Consider the following 16813-nt stretch of genomic DNA (forward strand, 5'->3'; position numbering starts at 1 on the left):
TATAGCGTAGGGCAACGCCCTACGAAAAAGACACACCAGCCACAAGCCCTGAAAGGGCGGAACTGTATACAATTATGCCCTTTCAGGGCGCAAATTCAGATTGTCGTTTTTACGTAGGGCGTTGCCCTACGCTATATAATTAAGCCCTTTCAGGGCACTCCGCAAAATTATCATTTACTATTCCGAGATATAAGTCAAGACAGTTTTTTAATCGTCAAATAGCAAATTAATAAAATGAAAGCAATCTTTTGTATCACAGGGCTTGCCATACAAGGTTTGACAATATCAGCCCAGGCACAAACCGGCAAACCGAATATTGTGGTTATTATGACCGATCAGCAGCGTGCCGATTTGTGCGGCAGGGAAGGTTTTCCGCTGGAAGTGACTCCCTTTGTCGACCGGTTGGCGCAAGAGAATGTATGGTTCAATAAGGCATACACTGTGATGCCGGCCAGCTCTCCGGCACGTTGTTCCATGTTCACCGGGCGTTTTCCTTCCGCCACTCACGTACGCACGAATCACAATATCGCCGATATTTCCTATAAACAGGACTTAGTAGGCGTATTGAAAGAAAACGGATATAAAACAGCATTGGTCGGCAAGAACCACGCTTACCTAAAACCTGCCGACCTTGATTTCTGGTCTGAATACGGACACTGGGGAAAGCACAAAAAGACGACTCCCGCAGAGAAAGAGACTGCCCGTTTCCTGAATCAGCAAGCCAGGGGGCAATGGTTGGAGCCATCTCCCATCTCGCTGGAAGAACAGCATCCCACCAAAATCGTGAACGAAGCACTGGCATGGATTAAACAGCAGAAAGAAAATCCTTTCTTCGTATGGGTCTCTTTTCCGGAACCTCACAACCCTTATCAGGTATGTGAACCCTATTACTCCATGTTCTCCCCCGATAAGCTTCCCGTCTTAAAGACCTCCCGCAAAGATTTGGCAAAGAAAGGAGAGAAATACCGTATTCTGGCGCAACTGGAAGACGCGTCCTGCCCGAACCTGGAACAAGACATGCCTCGAATCCGTGCCAACTATATCGGAATGATCCGGTTGATAGACGATCAGATCAAGAGACTGATCGAATCATTGAAAGCCAGCGGACAATATGAAAACACCATCTTTGTCGTACTCTCCGACCACGGTGACTACTGGGGGGAATACGGATTGATCCGTAAAGGAGCTGGACTTTCCGAAAGCCTCGCACGTATCCCGATGGTATGGGCAGGATATCACATCAAGAACCAGCCTGCCCCTATGGATAGCCACGTATCGATAGCCGACCTTTTCCCCACCTTCTGCTCTGCCATCGGTGCCGAAATACCGGCAGGAGTTCAGGGTCGTAGCTTGTGGCCGATGCTGACCGGAAAAGCTTACCCTAAAGAAGAATTCTCCAGCATGGTCGTACAACAAGGCTTCGGAGGAGCCGATGTCGGACTGGATGCCTCCCTGACTTTTGAACAGGAAGGAGCATTGACTCCCGGCAAAATAGCCCACTTCGACGAACTGAACACCTGGACGCAAAGCGGTACCTCACGCATGATAAGAAAGGATGACTGGAAACTGGTCATGAATCATTATGGCAACGGAGAACTCTATAATTTAAAGAAAGATCCTTCGGAAGTTCATAATCTGTTTGGCGAGAAGAAATACAGCGAAATTCAAACAGAACTTCTGACCCGTTTACTGGCATGGGAGTTGCGTTTGCAGGACCCGCTGCCTCTCCCGCAAAGACGTTACCATTTTAAACAGAATCCATTTAATTATCTCCATCCGGAATACTAAAAAATAAGAAGATTGTACATACCTACGGATATTAAAAACATGATTCCATGAAGTCTGCCCCGCAACGGCCTATTTTTGTATCCGTAAACATAAAACAGAAATATATGAAATTGATTTTGCGATTAGGATTGATCTTGTTTACAGGATTTATTTCCATCTCTACAGCATCAGCACAGTTATATGGAACGGCAGATACAAACGCTCCGGAACTACGTGTTCCGACATCTGTAAAGCCGGCATTTGATTATTGGATGAGGGACACTTGGGCTACACTGGGTCCCGACGGTTATTATTATATCACAGGAACCACCTCTACTCCCGATCGTTACTTTCCGGGACAGAGGCATTGCTGGGACTGGAACGACGGTTTGTACCTGTGGCGTTCCAAAGATATGAAGTCCTGGGAAGCCAGAGGACAAATATGGTCGATGGAAAAAGACGGAACCTGGCAAAAGAAACCGAAAGTATATAAAGCAGGAGAGAAATATCAGAAGAAATCCATCAACGGTGATCCGATGGACAACCGCTTTCATGCAGTGTGGGCTCCGGAAATGCATTATATCAAAAGCGCGAAGAACTGGTTTATCGTTGCCTGCATGAATGAGTCGGCAGGCGGGAGAGGTTCTTTTATTTTGCGGAGCAAGACCGGAAAACCGGAAGGTCCGTACGAGAATATCGAAGGTAATAAAGACAAAGCTATCTTCCCGAACATCGACGGAAGTTTGTTCGAAGATACGGACGGCACTGTCTACTTTGTCGGGCACAACCATTATATCGCCCGTATGAAACCGGATATGAGCGGATTTGCCGAGGAACTGAAAACATTGAAAGAGAAAAAATATAATCCGGAACCGTATATTGAAGGAGCGTTTATCTTCAAATATGATAACAAATATCACCTCGTACAGGCTATATGGTCGCACCGTACGTCGGAGGGAGATACCTATATCGAGAAAAAGGGAGTAACCTCGCCGAAGACACGTTATAGTTACGACTGCATCATCTCGACAGCCGATAATGTGTATGGTCCCTATAGCGAACGCTACAATGCCATCACGGGAGGAGGACACAACAATCTTTTCCAGGATAAGGATGGAAACTGGTGGGCTACCATGTTCTTCAATCCGCGTGGGGCACAGGCGGCAGAGTATAAAGTGACGTGCCGTCCCGGATTAATTCCGATGATCTATGAGAATGGTAAATTCAAACCCAACTTTAATTATAATACCAAATGAAAACTTCTTTATTGATAGCAGGCAGCCTGGCTCTGGTCCCGATGACGTATGCGCAGGACAAGCCGAATATTATTATCATACTGGCAGACGATTTGGGCTTCTCCGATCTCGGCTGTTTCGGTGGTGAGATTCATACACCGGTACTGGATAAACTGGCAAAGAATGGCGTCCGTATGACGCAGATGTACAACAGTGCCCGTAGTTGCCCGTCGCGTGCCAACCTGTTGACGGGACTTTATCCGCATCAGACGGGATTGGGACACATGGACGGCAGTCATCCTGCCTGGCCGAAAGGATATTCCGGTTTCCGTTCCAATTCGGACAACGTCACGATTGCAGAAGTCCTGAAAGATGCCGGATATTTTACGGCTATGTCAGGAAAGTGGCATCTAGGGAATAAGTCGAATCCCATTCTTCGTGGTTTCCAGGAGTATTACGGTTTGTTGGGCGGATTTAATTCTTTCTGGAATCCGGCAGTATATACCCGTTTGCCGAAAGACCGTACCCCCAGACATTATGAGGAAGGAACTTTCTACGCTACCAATGTGATAACGGATTATGCGATTGACTTTATCGACCAGGCACATCAGGAGAAGAAACCGTTGTTCCTGTATCTGGCCTATAACGCTCCCCATTTCCCTTTGCACGCACCGAAAGAAGTGACCGATAAATATATGTCTCTCTATATGCAGGGATGGGACAAGATTCGTGACGCCCGCTGGAAACGGATTGTGGACCTGAAACTTATGCAGGGAAAGCCGGCACTTAGTCCGCGTGGTGTAGTTCCCGAAAGTCTGTTTGAAGATGAAACGCATCCGCTACCGGCATGGGATTCATTGACGAAAGATCAGCAGACCGACCTCGCACGCCGTATGTCCATTTTTGCCGCTATGGTAGATGTGATGGACGCGAACATCGGCCGGGTAGTGGATGAATTGAAGAAAAACGGTGAGTTGGACAATACGTTTATCATGTTTATGTCCGATAACGGAGCTTGTGCCGAATGGCACGAATTTGGCTTCGACAAACAGACCGGAGTCGAATACCATACCCATACCGGAGAAGAACTCGACCAGATGGGTTTGCCCGGAACCTATCATCATTACGGTACAGGCTGGGCAAATGTCTGCTGCACGCCGTTCACGCTCTATAAACATTATGCACACGAAGGAGGTATTTCCACTCCGTGTATCATTTCCTGGGGTAATCATGTGAAGAACAAAGGCGGACTGAATCATCAGCCTGCACAATTCTCCGATATCATGTCTACCTGTGTGGAACTGGCAGGAGCCACTTATCCGAAAGAATATCAGGGAAGAGCGATTCTGCCTACGGCAGGTCAGTCTATCCTTCCGATTGTGAAAGGAAAGAAGATGCCCGAAAGATATATTTATGCCGAGCATGAAGGCAACCGCATGGTGCGTAAAGGTGACTGGAAGCTGGTTTCCGCCAACTTCAAGGGAGATGAATGGGAATTGTACAACATCAAGGAAGACCGTACCGAACAGCACAACCTGATCGGTAAATATCCTGAAATGGCAAAAGAATTGGAAACAGCCTATTTCGAATGGGCGGACAAGAGTGATGTTTTGTATTTCCAGAAAATGTGGAATACCTACAATAAGAATCGACGGAAAGATTTTAAAGAATATAAAACCCGCTAATGCTTATGGATAAGAGAATCTTACTAACTCTGGCTTTAGGAGCCATGTCGCAGGTGTTTACCCATGCATGGGAGCCTAAAGGAGATAAAATTAAAACAGTATGGGCTGAACAGGTGACGCCGGAAAATGTGTGGCAAAGTTATCCTAGACCACAGTTGCAACGGGCAGAATGGATCAATCTGAACGGATTGTGGAAGTATGCCGTAACGGATCAGAACACGCCTCGGAAGAACGTTTCCTTTGAAGGGGAAATCCTGGTTCCGTTTGCGATTGAATCATCTCTGTCCGGAGTGCAGAAAACATTTCTTCCTACGGATAAACTATGGTATCAACGTGAGTTCACCTTAGATCCTTCCTGGAAGAACAAATCTACTATCCTGCATTTCGGAGCAGTGGATTATGAATGTCAAGTATGGGTGAATAACCGGTTGGTCGGTACGCATAAAGGAGGAAACAACCCGTTCTCGTTCGATATTACTAAATACCTGAAGAAGAGTGGCCCTCAAAGCATTGAAGTAGCCGTCACCGACCCGACGGACACGGAATCTATTTCCCGAGGGAAACAACAACTTAATCAGGAAGGTATTTGGTACACGCCTGTATCGGGCATTTGGCAAACTGTGTGGCTGGAAGCGGTGAATAAAACCTATATCCGTCAGGTACTTCCTTCCACTGATATTGAAAGAAAATCCGTGAAGCTGGCTTTCGATATAATCGGAGCCAAAGGCAATGAAGAAGTGAAAATAGAAGTGTTGGATGATGGCAAAGTAATCAAGACGGTGGAACAGAAGTTGCGTGATGTGATGGAGATAGACGTTCCAAACGCTGTCTTATGGTCTCCCGAATCTCCGAAACTGTATCATTTGAATATTGTCTTATCCAATGGAGGACGTGTTTTAGACCGGGTAAAGAGTTACTTTGCCTTGAGAAAAGTAGATGTCTGTAAAGATGAGTGCGGATATAACCGTATTTGCCTGAATAACCAACCCATCTTCCAATACGGTCCGCTCGATCAAGGCTGGTGGCCCGATGGATTGTTGACTCCTCCTTCCGAGGAAGCGATGTTGTGGGACATGGTGCAGTTGAAGAAGATGGGATTCAATATGATCCGTAAACATATCAAAGTAGAACCGGAGCAATATTATTATTACGCTGATTCTCTGGGATTGATGATGTGGCAAGACATGGTTTCCGGTTTTGCTACGTCAAGGAAGAAGGAGGAACACGTCAATCCGTTGGCTACTACTGATTGGAACGCTCCCGAAGAACACACCCGGCAATGGCAAAAAGAAATGTTCGAAATGATCGACCGTCTCCGTTTCTATCCCTGTATCACTACCTGGGTGGTTTTCAATGAAGGATGGGGACAGCATAACACGGTGGAAATCGTAAATAAAGTGATAAAATACGACGATACACGCCTGATAAACGGAGTGACCGGCTGGACGGACAGAGGCGTAGGCGATATGTACGACGTACATAATTATCCTGTCACTTCCATGATTCTGCCGGAGAACAACGGTAACCGCATTTCCGTACTGGGAGAATTCGGCGGCTATGGCTGGGCGATCAAGGAACATATCTGGAATCCGAATATGAGGAACTGGGGGTATAAGAATATAGACGGAGCAATGGCTCTGATTGATAGTTACGGCCGTCTGGTATATGATTTGGAAACGCTGATTGCCCAAGGGTTGAGTGCGGCTGTTTATACACAAACCACTGATGTGGAAGGAGAAGTGAACGGCCTGATTACTTACGACCGGAAAGTAACTAAAATACCGGAAGGCTTGTTACACCTGATGCACAACCGTTTGTATGAAATCACTCCCGTGAAAGCGGTTACTTTGATTGCAGACAGTCAGAACGGAAGCAAGAATACCCGCCTTGTCGGTATGAACGGTCAGGAGCTGAAAATGACTTCTTTGCCTTTCGACTGTCCCCCTCGTTCTACGGTAGTATCAGAAGCTACTTTTAAGGTGGATAAGGATTTCAATCATCTGTCTTTATGGCTGAATGTTGCCGGAGAAGCCAAAGTTTGGCTGAATGGAGTGGAAGTCTTTGCGCAGGAGGCAAAGCAGACCAGGCAATATAATCAATACAATATCAGCGATTACAGCCGTTACTTGCGAAAAGGAAGTAATTTGTTGAGAATTGAAGTGAAAGATAGCAAGAAGATGAGGTTTGATTATGGGTTGAGGGCTTATTAACAGACTTGTTTTTCTTTTGTCTGTTTCTATTGTAAGGTACGTACCTTTGTATTATTTATTGCCTTATTTCCAATATATTCCAAATAAATCATTTATCTTTGTCACACGCTTTCCGCCCATCAGCGTGATGGAACTGGTGGAAAGTGGTTTTATCTCTTATTAGAGTAAAAGCGTATTATCTCTCGCTCATGAAAATTAGCAACTTTCGACCAAAGAGAGATGATTCAGCAGATACTCCACGCGAACGGTGTATATCAACATATCCGTCAGGAATGTGTTATATATAAACGATTGGCGTGGGTGTCTGTTGTTATCATTATCCTTTGGAAAGGTCTTGCTAAGCCTCATGAGCGGATAATGGTGCAACAGCATCTACGCCTTTCTTGTATCCGGTCGGTTTATTCATAATACCCCAATATAACCTGACCAATCCCCGCCCACCGGACTGCAGGAAGCGTAGATGCCCGTTGCACTAATATAATAAAAAGAGTATCCCTCTTTCATTGTATCACACATAAAAAAACGAACATTATGTCAGAATGGATTAGCGTAGAAGAAGCGGCTAAGAAATACAATCTTAAAAAAGAATATATCCAACTTTGGGTGGATATGCGGGTAATCATGTCATATTTCAAGGATTACAAAACGGTTGTAAACGATGAAAGTCTCCGTGGATTCCTGAAAACCAGGGAGAAAGGCATTGATCCGGAATATGTGAAAGCATTGGAACAATTCTGTATCAGTAAATCCGAGACGTGCTTGATATATGCTTTCCTCTTAGGGGCACGCGACAAAGAGCTTGAAATGTATAGGGAAGCCAAATCACAGCGGGATGCGTTACGGGGCATGTGGATGGAACAAAACGAACGGGTACGGGATTTAGAAATAGAACTTGAATTAGGACAGTTCAACTGTTATAAATGCCGGTTAAAAAAGTGGTGTATGAGAATCAAAAGAATAAAATTGAATTGGTTTGCAAAGGTCTGGAAATGAGGCAAATGCCAACTCAAACATGGAAATTTAGGGGCATAGCGCCCCTAAATTTCCATTTAACTAAGAGCGGTGCAGTCATGAGTACATCAATTAAAAATTCAGCAAGCTCTGCAAACGATTTGGTTCTTAATCAAATTCCGTGCTACTTATTTATGTTCAATTACCTTATTCATGGCTATTCTGGAGTACTTTAAGATGCATATAGTTTGGATAATTTATTTGTTATTTCTAATATGCCGATATCCCTTTATCCATCGGCCTTTCAATGAGCTTTACTAGCACGGAATTTGATTAAGAACCACGATTTTTCATTTTTATTTCTCATATTCTCATTGATGACTGATAAACAACAAAGAATCAAATAAGTAGCTTATGAGAAATACTTTCTAATATGGTATTTCTCATAACGTACCCTCTATTTTAGCTTAAAATTCACCTTGTTCTCATAGTATTTCAAGGTATTTCTCATAGTCAAGATACTGTCTTCTTCCTTTTTCTAGTTGAAGATAAACTAGTTCCGATCGTCCCATATATTGTGGGAAAGTATTTCCTCATATTATGGGAATTTGTTCCCACAAAATGAGGGAATCTTTTCCCAGTTAGTAGGGAATACTTTCCCACAATATATGGGACAAAAAGAATATGTACTTCCCTGATAATGGTTGACTAGTTGTTTTTTTATTCTTGTTATAGGTTGACTGGAAAGACACTATGAGAAATGAAAATTTGTGTATTCAGAATAATTATATCAGGCAGAGTTTCTATCTGACTTCTTCCATCCGTTCCAACTCCCATCCGCGAAACTGCATGACGATGCAATGCAACTCGGTGTCGTATATCATCCTGCGTACCTTGGGACCGGCAGCATAACCTTTTATCTGCTCTACAGCTTCTTTCCATTGGGCTTCGGCTTTCGCTTCCGAGTCTTTGACAGAGAGATATTTTAGTTCGATGATATAACTGTGCTTCACGTCATAGCGTATCAGGTCGGGCATTAGGAACAGATCACAATAACCGTGGTTCAATTCTACTTCCGGGGCTATCAGGTAATATGCATTCGTACTCAGGTAAGCAGTAAAGAAGCCTTGCAGGTTGCGCTCTCCCTCAATAGCGTTGCGCACGGAAGAGTTTTCCTTGTAGGCATGGGCGATAAATTCCAGCGTTTCACGCCAATGGCCGTCGTAAGCCATTTCGTAATACATCAGGCCAAGGTCGTTCAGATTAATATGTCGATTGTCCTGATATTCTTCCAACAAGAATTCGTAATACTGTTTACGCACGTTATTATTGGGAATACTTAACACCAGATAGTTGCCGCGAGTGGCAGTAATGGTAAGCATACCATAATAAAAAAGCAGACTGGGGAAAATCTCAGGTTTGGTAATATCGGTAGCGGGAAAGGTAGTTGTCAACGTGGTGACAATCTGCCCATCTTCGGTGATTTTACGTAACACTCCTTTGCGGTTACCGTCCAATTTGTCCAGCCGGATAAGTTTTTTCATCTTATTATAGTCCGTGCGGGTATTGGGGTCTATCATTTCTTTGGGGGATTTGCCCAAAGTCATATAATGACGCAGATAATAAAACACCATGTCACAGTTGAACATCTTCGGGTCACGCTCCAAGCTTTCTTCGGCAAAACAATAATTGTCATACCACGGTCGCATTTCCTCTATCATCGCATCTATGTTCGTATTGCCCGGCAACTGTCCGGCATCCTTATAGTATTGGATCATCTCGCGTACATCGGTCTCGCTGAATCCCAACATCATATTAAACTGATGATCGGTGCTGATATTCCAGCCGATATTGAATCCGCTAGTCAGGTCGTCCAGCGTTACGGGGCTGACTCCGGTCATGAAGATGCGTTCGAACATGCCTTTGAACTTCTTGAAGATTTCGCGGTAGAAACCACTGGCGTGGGTTAGGGCGTGATAGACTTTGTCGCCTTGCTCGTTTAGCACCACATTCGTGAAATTATCATATTCATCCACTATCAGATAAAGCTTGGAGCCGTTGTTGCGTGCCTTGCGATCGAGGAAATTCAGTTTGTTGGTAGTGCCGTATTGGGCTTTCATTTCCTCTTCAAAGCCGGGATAATAATAGGGTTCATAGATAGAAGCAAAATCATCCAGTCCGCCGCAACAGTAATCATCAAAGTTTTCGGCAAGCGTTCTGTCAAGCCCTCCCACTCTGGAGAAATCAAGAAAGAGTATTTGGAAAGTCCCTTGCAACTGTGTAGGACGACTGCCTATCCATAAATTGCTGAAACGTTTTTCGAACTTTTCTTTTTGAGCGATGTCATAATAAGTTCGGAGCATACTCAGAAAGATGCTCTTGCCGAAACGGCGGGGGCGGATAAAGAACAAATTACTAGGTTGTTTTTCCAACAACGGCAGATACATAGTCTTATCCACGTAATATTGATTCTGTTCCACCACTTCCACAAAGTTGGAAACTCCGTAAGGGATTCTTTTTACTTCTTCCATAATTTGTTCCTTTCTTTAGTTCTCATATTTATGAGATAATGCAAAAGTAGCATATTCCCGCAGAAAGAACAAAGAAAGGGAAAGAAAGTTGGGGATGTTGACGCACCAGAGTGATGAATATAAACCCTCTTGCGTTTTTATGTCATTAGCCAAATAATGTTGATAATGGAGATGCTTTGCTAATAACCGTACCAAAAATGAATGAAACCTTATTCTTAACTATTCATTTCTAGGATTTATAGTCTAATAATTCTTTTGTAACCAGACTCCCAACAGTTTATCAGCTATTTCATACTGATTTTGTTCCTGCGAGACTAGATTCTTTTCCAGTAATCCCTTGAGTGCAGCTTGTACGGAACTCGGAGTACTTAGCTTGTATTTTTTTATAAATTTTCCTGAAGTGACTCCGGTTGCTTTTTGTTCTTTTCCGATAGCAATCAGTACTTCTTTCTGTTTTTCCGGAAGGCGGGAGAAAATCTCCTGATATGTGAAGTCCTGCATCTGCAGGATATTGGTCAGGGCAATACTTTGGAGGGAACGATCACACACTTCCCCTTTTCCGGTCAGTATATATAATTCATTAAACATGAGTTGTACATACCAGGTATGTCCTTCAAAGAAATTATATACTTCGTCTATCAGTTCTTCTTCAATACGTTTCTTATTTTCAAGGAAAAGCCTTTCAACAAATGCCCTGTATGCCGTAAGCGGAATGCTCTTTAGTTGCATCATATTGACACTTTGATAAAAAGGTCGGGCCGGGCTGTTGAACATATTCATCATAATGTGTTTCTGGCTTCCGGCAAAGATGAAACGAGCATTTTGGCAATGCTGGACTTTAGTTCTCAATATGGCTTCTACATTCTTCTCTGTGTAATTGCCTATTTGCTGAAATTCGTCGATGGCTACGATACAAGGTTTATCAGCCTGTTCTAAATAAGCGAAGATTTCATCCAGTGTTGTTTCTGCAGTATGAATGTCTCCTAATCCAATATCGAAGGTGGGTTCTCCCGTAACAGAATCCAGTTTAAAACCTGCGCGCAGTGAGGAAATGACGGAGAAGAAACGTTCGATGAACTTTATTCCTTTGGGTTTGAGCTTCTCGAAAATCTCTTTTCCCAAAGCGAATACAAATTCCCTAAGGCTGGCTGTCGCATAAATATCAATGAAGAATGTATAGTAATGCTCTTTAATCTCATCCTGATAAAAGCAATGACGAATCAGACCTGTCTTTCCCATGCGACGCACAGAAATGATAACGACATTTCTTCCATTGGTTATGTTACGTATCAACTGTTCTGTTTCCACTTCGCGGTCACAAAAGTAATGGGGAGATAGGTATCCGCCTACGATAAAAGGGTTATTAACGATTGCCATACTGATTATTATAAATACAATTATTACAAATATAATAATTATGTTTATAATAAATCCGATTTACCTCCTCTTTTTAATAAACATTGTTTTTCTGCCTGCAATAATTTTCTCCTGAAAGCCGGAAGTTTCTGAAAGACTTTTATCTTTGCAACTATAATACATACGGCACTATGAAAAAAGTGATTCTGATTTTTGTGACAATTGTCCTTTCCGGTCTGCTTTATGCAAAAGATAATAAGAGTACCGATGCGTTACTTCGTGAGATTGATGGTATCATTAAAAACCGTCAGACTTATGGAGCGGAAAAGGAGGCGCGTATCGCTGACCTGAAGAAATTGTTGGCGGAGGCTACTTCCGATGAACAACGATATGGTTTTTGCGGACGTCTTTTCGATGAATACCGGGCTTATAATCTGGATTCGTCTTTTGTCTATGCTCAACGGAAAGAGGAACTGGCGCATCGCATGGATAAACTGGATTATCTGGATGATGCTGCCATGAATATGGCGGAAGTGATGGGAACTACCGGGATGTATAAAGAAGCGTTGGAACTATTGGGGCAGATTGATAAGAAAATGCTGCCCGATTATCTCTATGGTTATTATTATCATTTGTATCGCACTATTTACGGATTGATGGGAGATTATGCCGTTACGGAGAAAGTCAAGAAAGAGTATTATCGAATGACGGATCTGTATCGTGACTCTCTTCTGCAGGTCAACGCTTCCGACTCTTTGGGACACGTATTGGTGATGGCGGATAAGTGCATCGTACATGCTCAATACGATGAAGCCATCCGTATGCTGATGGAATATTACAACAAACCTTCTTTGGATGACCATTCAAAAGCAATGCTTACTTATACTCTCTCCGAGGGTTACCGGTTGAAAGGCGACAAGCAGGGGCAAAAACATTACCTGGCCCTTTCGGCCATTGCCGACCTGAAATCGGCGGTAAAGGAATATGTATCTTTGCGCAAACTCGCTTCCCTTGTCTACGATGAAGGGGATATTGACCGTGCTTACAATTACCTGAAATGCTCCTTAGAGGATGCCACTCTTTGTAATGCCCGCCTTCGTACGTTAGAAATCTCGCAAGTCTTTCCTATCATTGACCAGGCTTACCAATTGAAAACCAAACGGCAGCAACAGGAGATGAAAGTATCATTGATTTGTATCAGTTTGCTTTCCGTATTTTTGTTGGTTGCCATTTTCTTCGTTTACAAGCAGATGAAAAAGGTTGCTGCCGCACGTCGCGAAGTGGTTGATACCAATACGTTGTTGCAAGAACTGAACGAAGAACTTCACGATTCTAACTCGCAACTGAAAGAGATGAACCATACGCTTTCGGAAGCCAATTATATCAAGGAGGAATATATCGGCCGATATATGGACCAATGCTCCACTTATCTCGACAAGATGGATTTATACCGTCGTTCCCTAAATAAAATTGCTGCTGCCGGAAGAGTGGAAGAACTATATAAAGCCATTAAATCTTCTCAATTCCTTGACGAAGAACTGAAAGAGTTTTATGCAAACTTCGACATGACTTTCCTGCAACTTTTCCCCAATTTTGTGGAGGAATTTAATGCGCTGCTCACAGAACCCATGCAATCCAAACCGGGAGAACTGTTGAACACCGAACTCCGTATCTTTGCCCTTATCCGGCTGGGGATTACGGACAGCACTAAGATAGCGCAATTCCTCCGTTATTCCGTGACTACCATTTATAATTACCGGACCCGTGTCCGTAACAAAGCTTTGGGAGAAAGAGATGAATTTGAGACTAAAGTAATGCAAATAGGGAAGGTGGAAGAATAAGAAAATCACTACTTTTTTAGTCTGACTTCTATTTTATAACGTTCTTATATTTAGTGGTTTATGCTGTGAGATACTGTGTAAATCACTATATTTTTGCTATCTGCTCAAAGAAGCAGTATGAAATGTGGATACTTTTGTTTCACGGTCATTTCAGCAATGACACAGAGAACGAAAACAAAAGTAACCCTAATATTAACTTTAAATTAATGTACATGAAACAGAGTATGAAGTCGAAAGGCTTTGAACGCCGCCTCTTATTAATAATGTGGGGCTTGTTCCTATCTCTTAGTGCATTCGCACAACAGATTTCAATAAAAGGACATGTAGTAGATGCCACGGGTGAACCGGTGATCGGTGCCAGTGTGGTGGAAGGACGTACAACGAATGGTACGATAACCGATGTAGACGGTAATTTCTCATTAAGCGTTCCGGCTAACAGCACGCTGACTATCTCTTTTGTCGGCTATAAAACGCAGACAGTTCCGGTGAACGGGAAAAACTCGTTGAAAGTAACCTTGCAGGAAGATACGGAAGTATTGGACGAAGTAGTAGTGGTAGGTTACGGAACAATGAAAAAGAGCGATTTGACTGGTGCCGTATCTTCTGTCGGAGTGAAGGACATCAAAGACTCTCCGGTAGCTAATATCGGTCAGGCAATGCAGGGAAAAGTATCCGGCGTGCAGATTATCGATGCCGGTAAGCCGGGTGATAATGTCACCATTAAAATCCGCGGTTTGGGTACGATCAACAACAGTAACCCGCTGATTGTCATTGACGGAATTCCTACCGACTTGGGATTGTCTTCCTTGAATATGGCTGATGTGGAACGGGTAGACGTATTGAAAGATGCTTCGGCAACAGCTATCTATGGTTCCCGTGGTGCCAACGGTGTGGTGATGATTACCAGCAAACGTGGTGCCGAAGGTGCCGGAAAAGTAACGGTAAACGCAAACTGGGCTATTCAGAACGCTACTAAAGTGCCCGATATGCTGAATGCTGCGCAATATGCCGCCTTGAGCAATGATATGCTGTCTAATAATGATGATAATACAAACCCTTATTGGGCAGATCCTTCTTTATTGGGAACAGGAACGAACTGGCTGGATGAGATGCTACGTACGGGAGTGAAACAAAGCTATTCGGTTAGCTATTCCGGTGGTACGGAAAAGGCACATTACTATGTATCCGGCGGTTTCCTCGACCAGTCCGGTATCGTGGAAAGCGTTAATTACCGTCGTTTCAATTTCCAGGCAAATAGTGATGCCCAGGTCAATAAATGGTTGAAGTTCACTACTAACCTGACATTCAGTACGGACGTGAAAGAAGGAGGAAGCTATAGCATCGGAGATGCGATGAAAGCACTCCCCACCCAGCCGGTGAAGAATGAAGACGGTAACTGGAGCGGTCCCGGACAGGAAGCGCAATGGTATGGAAGTGTCCGCAATCCGATCGGTACGTTGTATATGATGACGAACGAGACAAAAGGATATAACTTTCTGGCAAACATCACCGGAGAGATTGCCTTTACCAAATGGTTGAAGTTGAAAAGTACCTTTGGTTATGATGCCAAATTCTGGTTTGTCGACAACTTTACTCCGGCTTACGACTGGAAACCGAATCCGGTAGAAGAATCTTCCCGCTATAAGAGTGACAACAAATCATTTACCTACCTGTGGGATAATTATTTTGTATTCGACCATACTTTCGCCCAAAAACATCGTGTAGGTGTGATGGCAGGTTCTTCCGCCCAGTGGAACAACTATGATTACCTGAATGCTCAAAAGAATATCTTCATGTTTGATAATATCCATGAAATGGACAACGGCGAGAAGATGTATAGTATCGGTGGCAGCCAGAGCGACTGGGCACTGCTTTCTCTGATGGCACGTCTCAACTATTCTTACGAAGATAAATACCTGCTTACAGCCACTGTGCGCCGTGACGGTTCCTCCCGCTTCGGTAAGAACAACCGTTGGGGAACATTCCCTTCCGTTTCTCTGGCATGGCGTATTTCGCAGGAAGAATGGTTCCCGAAAGACAACTCTCCGGTGAATGACCTCAAACTGCGTATCGGATACGGTGTGACCGGTAATCAGGAAATCGGTAACTACGGCTTTGTGGCTTCCTATAATACGGGAGTTTATCCTTTCGGCAACAACAACTCCACCGCTTTGGTATCTACCACCCTTTCCAATCCGAATATTCATTGGGAAGAGGTACGCCAGACCAACTTCGGTGTGGATATGAGTCTGTTCAATTCACGTGTCAACCTTTCGTTGGATGCCTACATCAAAAAGACGGCAGACATGTTGGTGAAAGCTTCCATCCCTATCACCTCCGGTTTTGAAGATACTACTGAAACCTTTACCAATGCCGGCAAGATGCGCAACAAAGGAGTGGAAATGACCCTGCGCACCATCAACCTGAAAGGTCTTTTCTCTTGGGAATCTGCTTTAACGGCCACCTATAACAAGAATGAAATTCTGGACCTGAACAGCGAAACCCCGATGTTTATCAATCAGATGGGTAATTCATACGTGACTATGCTTAGAGCCGGTTATCCGATCAATGTATTCTACGGATACATGACCGACGGGCTTTTCCAAAACTGGGAGGAAGTAAACCGCCACGCCACCCAACCGGGAGCCGCTCCGGGGGATATCCGTTTCCGGGATTTGAATAACGATGGAGTCATCAACGATGAAGACCGTACCGTTATCGGTAACCCGAATCCGAACTGGTTCTTCTCTTTAAGCAATAATTTCTCTTATAAGGGATGGGAACTCTCCGTTTTCCTGCAAGGCGTATCGGGAAACAAGATTTATAATGCCAACAATGTTGACAACGAAGGAATGGCAGCCGCTTACAACCAAACCACAGCCGTATTGAACCGCTGGACGGGTGAAGGTACCAGCAACTCTATGCCCCGCGCCATTTGGGGAGACCCGAACCAGAACTGCCGTGTATCCGACAGATTTGTGGAAAACGGTTCCTATCTCCGTCTGAAGAATATCACGCTTTCGTATACACTGCCCAAAAAGTGGATGCAAAAGATTCAACTGGAAAATGCCCGCATCTCTTTCTCTTGCGAGAATGTAGCAACTATCACCGGATATTCCGGCTTCGACCCGGAAGTGGATATTAATGGCATCGACAGCAGCCGTTACCCGATTTCACGCACCTTCAGTATGGGCTTGAACTTTAACTTTTAAATCAGGAGAAAGAATATGAAAAAGA

General features: G+C 43.9%; 9 protein-coding genes. 7 read left to right on the forward strand and 2 right to left on the reverse strand.

Annotated features, from left to right (window positions below; genetic code table 11):
• The first annotated feature begins 234 nt into the window (after positions 1 to 234).
• From HMPREF0106_RS09610 to HMPREF0106_RS09590, 5 genes are all read left to right on the forward strand, one after another.
• Complete coding sequence (locus HMPREF0106_RS09610; protein WP_009040308.1) at positions 235 to 1788, forward strand: sulfatase; 1554 nt, start codon at positions 235 to 237, stop codon at positions 1786 to 1788.
• Between the two features lie 47 nt (positions 1789 to 1835).
• The gene (locus tag HMPREF0106_RS09605) at positions 1836 to 3023 is read left to right on the forward strand and encodes a family 43 glycosylhydrolase (RefSeq protein WP_004307753.1); all 1188 of its coding nucleotides are present in this window, start codon (positions 1836 to 1838) and stop codon (positions 3021 to 3023) included.
• On the forward strand, positions 3020 to 4687 hold the full coding sequence (locus HMPREF0106_RS09600; RefSeq protein WP_004298622.1) for an arylsulfatase: 1668 nt from the start codon (positions 3020 to 3022) through the stop codon (positions 4685 to 4687). Before HMPREF0106_RS09605 ends, HMPREF0106_RS09600 begins: the two co-directional genes overlap by 4 nt.
• Before the next feature lie 5 nt (positions 4688 to 4692).
• Positions 4693 to 6897, forward strand: a complete 2205-nt coding sequence (locus tag HMPREF0106_RS09595) for a glycoside hydrolase family 2 protein (RefSeq protein WP_085931325.1) — start codon at positions 4693 to 4695, stop codon at positions 6895 to 6897.
• Positions 6898 to 7428: 531 nt separating this feature from the next.
• Positions 7429 to 7890, forward strand: coding sequence for a hypothetical protein (locus tag HMPREF0106_RS09590; RefSeq protein WP_009040310.1), 462 nt, complete (start codon positions 7429 to 7431; stop codon positions 7888 to 7890).
• Between the two features lie 761 nt (positions 7891 to 8651).
• Here HMPREF0106_RS09590 and HMPREF0106_RS09585 read toward each other — a convergent pair.
• Both HMPREF0106_RS09585 and HMPREF0106_RS09580 read right to left on the reverse strand, forming a co-directional pair.
• Positions 8652 to 10379 carry an ATP-binding protein gene (locus tag HMPREF0106_RS09585; protein ID WP_004298610.1) on the reverse strand — a complete coding sequence of 576 codons (1728 nt, stop codon included), beginning with the start codon at positions 10377 to 10379 and terminating at the stop codon, positions 8652 to 8654.
• A 243-nt stretch (positions 10380 to 10622) separates the two neighbouring features.
• On the reverse strand, positions 10623 to 11756 hold the full coding sequence (locus HMPREF0106_RS09580) for an AAA family ATPase (protein ID WP_004298606.1): 1134 nt from the start codon (positions 11754 to 11756) through the stop codon (positions 10623 to 10625).
• A gap of 170 nt (positions 11757 to 11926) precedes the next feature.
• Here HMPREF0106_RS09580 and HMPREF0106_RS09575 point away from each other — a divergent pair, with 170 nt between their 5' ends.
• Positions 11927 to 13576 carry a DUF6377 domain-containing protein gene (locus HMPREF0106_RS09575; protein ID WP_009040311.1) on the forward strand — a complete coding sequence of 550 codons (1650 nt, stop codon included), beginning with the start codon at positions 11927 to 11929 and terminating at the stop codon, positions 13574 to 13576.
• 212 nt (positions 13577 to 13788) lie between these two features.
• Positions 13789 to 16788, forward strand: a complete 3000-nt coding sequence (locus HMPREF0106_RS09570) for a SusC/RagA family TonB-linked outer membrane protein (protein WP_050427876.1) — start codon at positions 13789 to 13791, stop codon at positions 16786 to 16788.
• Positions 16789 to 16813 lie beyond the last annotated feature (25 nt).

This window comes from Bacteroides sp. D22, from assembly GCF_000163675.1.
Lineage (GTDB): Bacteria > Bacteroidota > Bacteroidia > Bacteroidales > Bacteroidaceae > Bacteroides > Bacteroides xylanisolvens.

Bases quoted from the DNA above. Each gene is read 5' to 3' on its own strand.
- HMPREF0106_RS09610 (WP_009040308.1), top strand. From the start codon at position 235: ATGAAAGCAATCTTTTGTATCACAGGGCTTGCCATACAAGGTTTGACA.
- HMPREF0106_RS09605 (WP_004307753.1), top strand. From the start codon at position 1,836: ATGAAGTCTGCCCCGCAACGGCCTATTTTTGTATCCGTAAACATAAAA.
- HMPREF0106_RS09600 (WP_004298622.1), top strand. From the start codon at position 3,020: ATGAAAACTTCTTTATTGATAGCAGGCAGCCTGGCTCTGGTCCCGATG.
- HMPREF0106_RS09595 (WP_085931325.1), top strand. From the start codon at position 4,693: ATGGATAAGAGAATCTTACTAACTCTGGCTTTAGGAGCCATGTCGCAG.
- HMPREF0106_RS09590 (WP_009040310.1), top strand. From the start codon at position 7,429: ATGTCAGAATGGATTAGCGTAGAAGAAGCGGCTAAGAAATACAATCTT.
- HMPREF0106_RS09585 (WP_004298610.1), bottom strand. From the start codon at position 10,379: ATGGAAGAAGTAAAAAGAATCCCTTACGGAGTTTCCAACTTTGTGGAA.
- HMPREF0106_RS09580 (WP_004298606.1), bottom strand. From the start codon at position 11,756: ATGGCAATCGTTAATAACCCTTTTATCGTAGGCGGATACCTATCTCCC.
- HMPREF0106_RS09575 (WP_009040311.1), top strand. From the start codon at position 11,927: ATGAAAAAAGTGATTCTGATTTTTGTGACAATTGTCCTTTCCGGTCTG.
- HMPREF0106_RS09570 (WP_050427876.1), top strand. From the start codon at position 13,789: ATGAAACAGAGTATGAAGTCGAAAGGCTTTGAACGCCGCCTCTTATTA.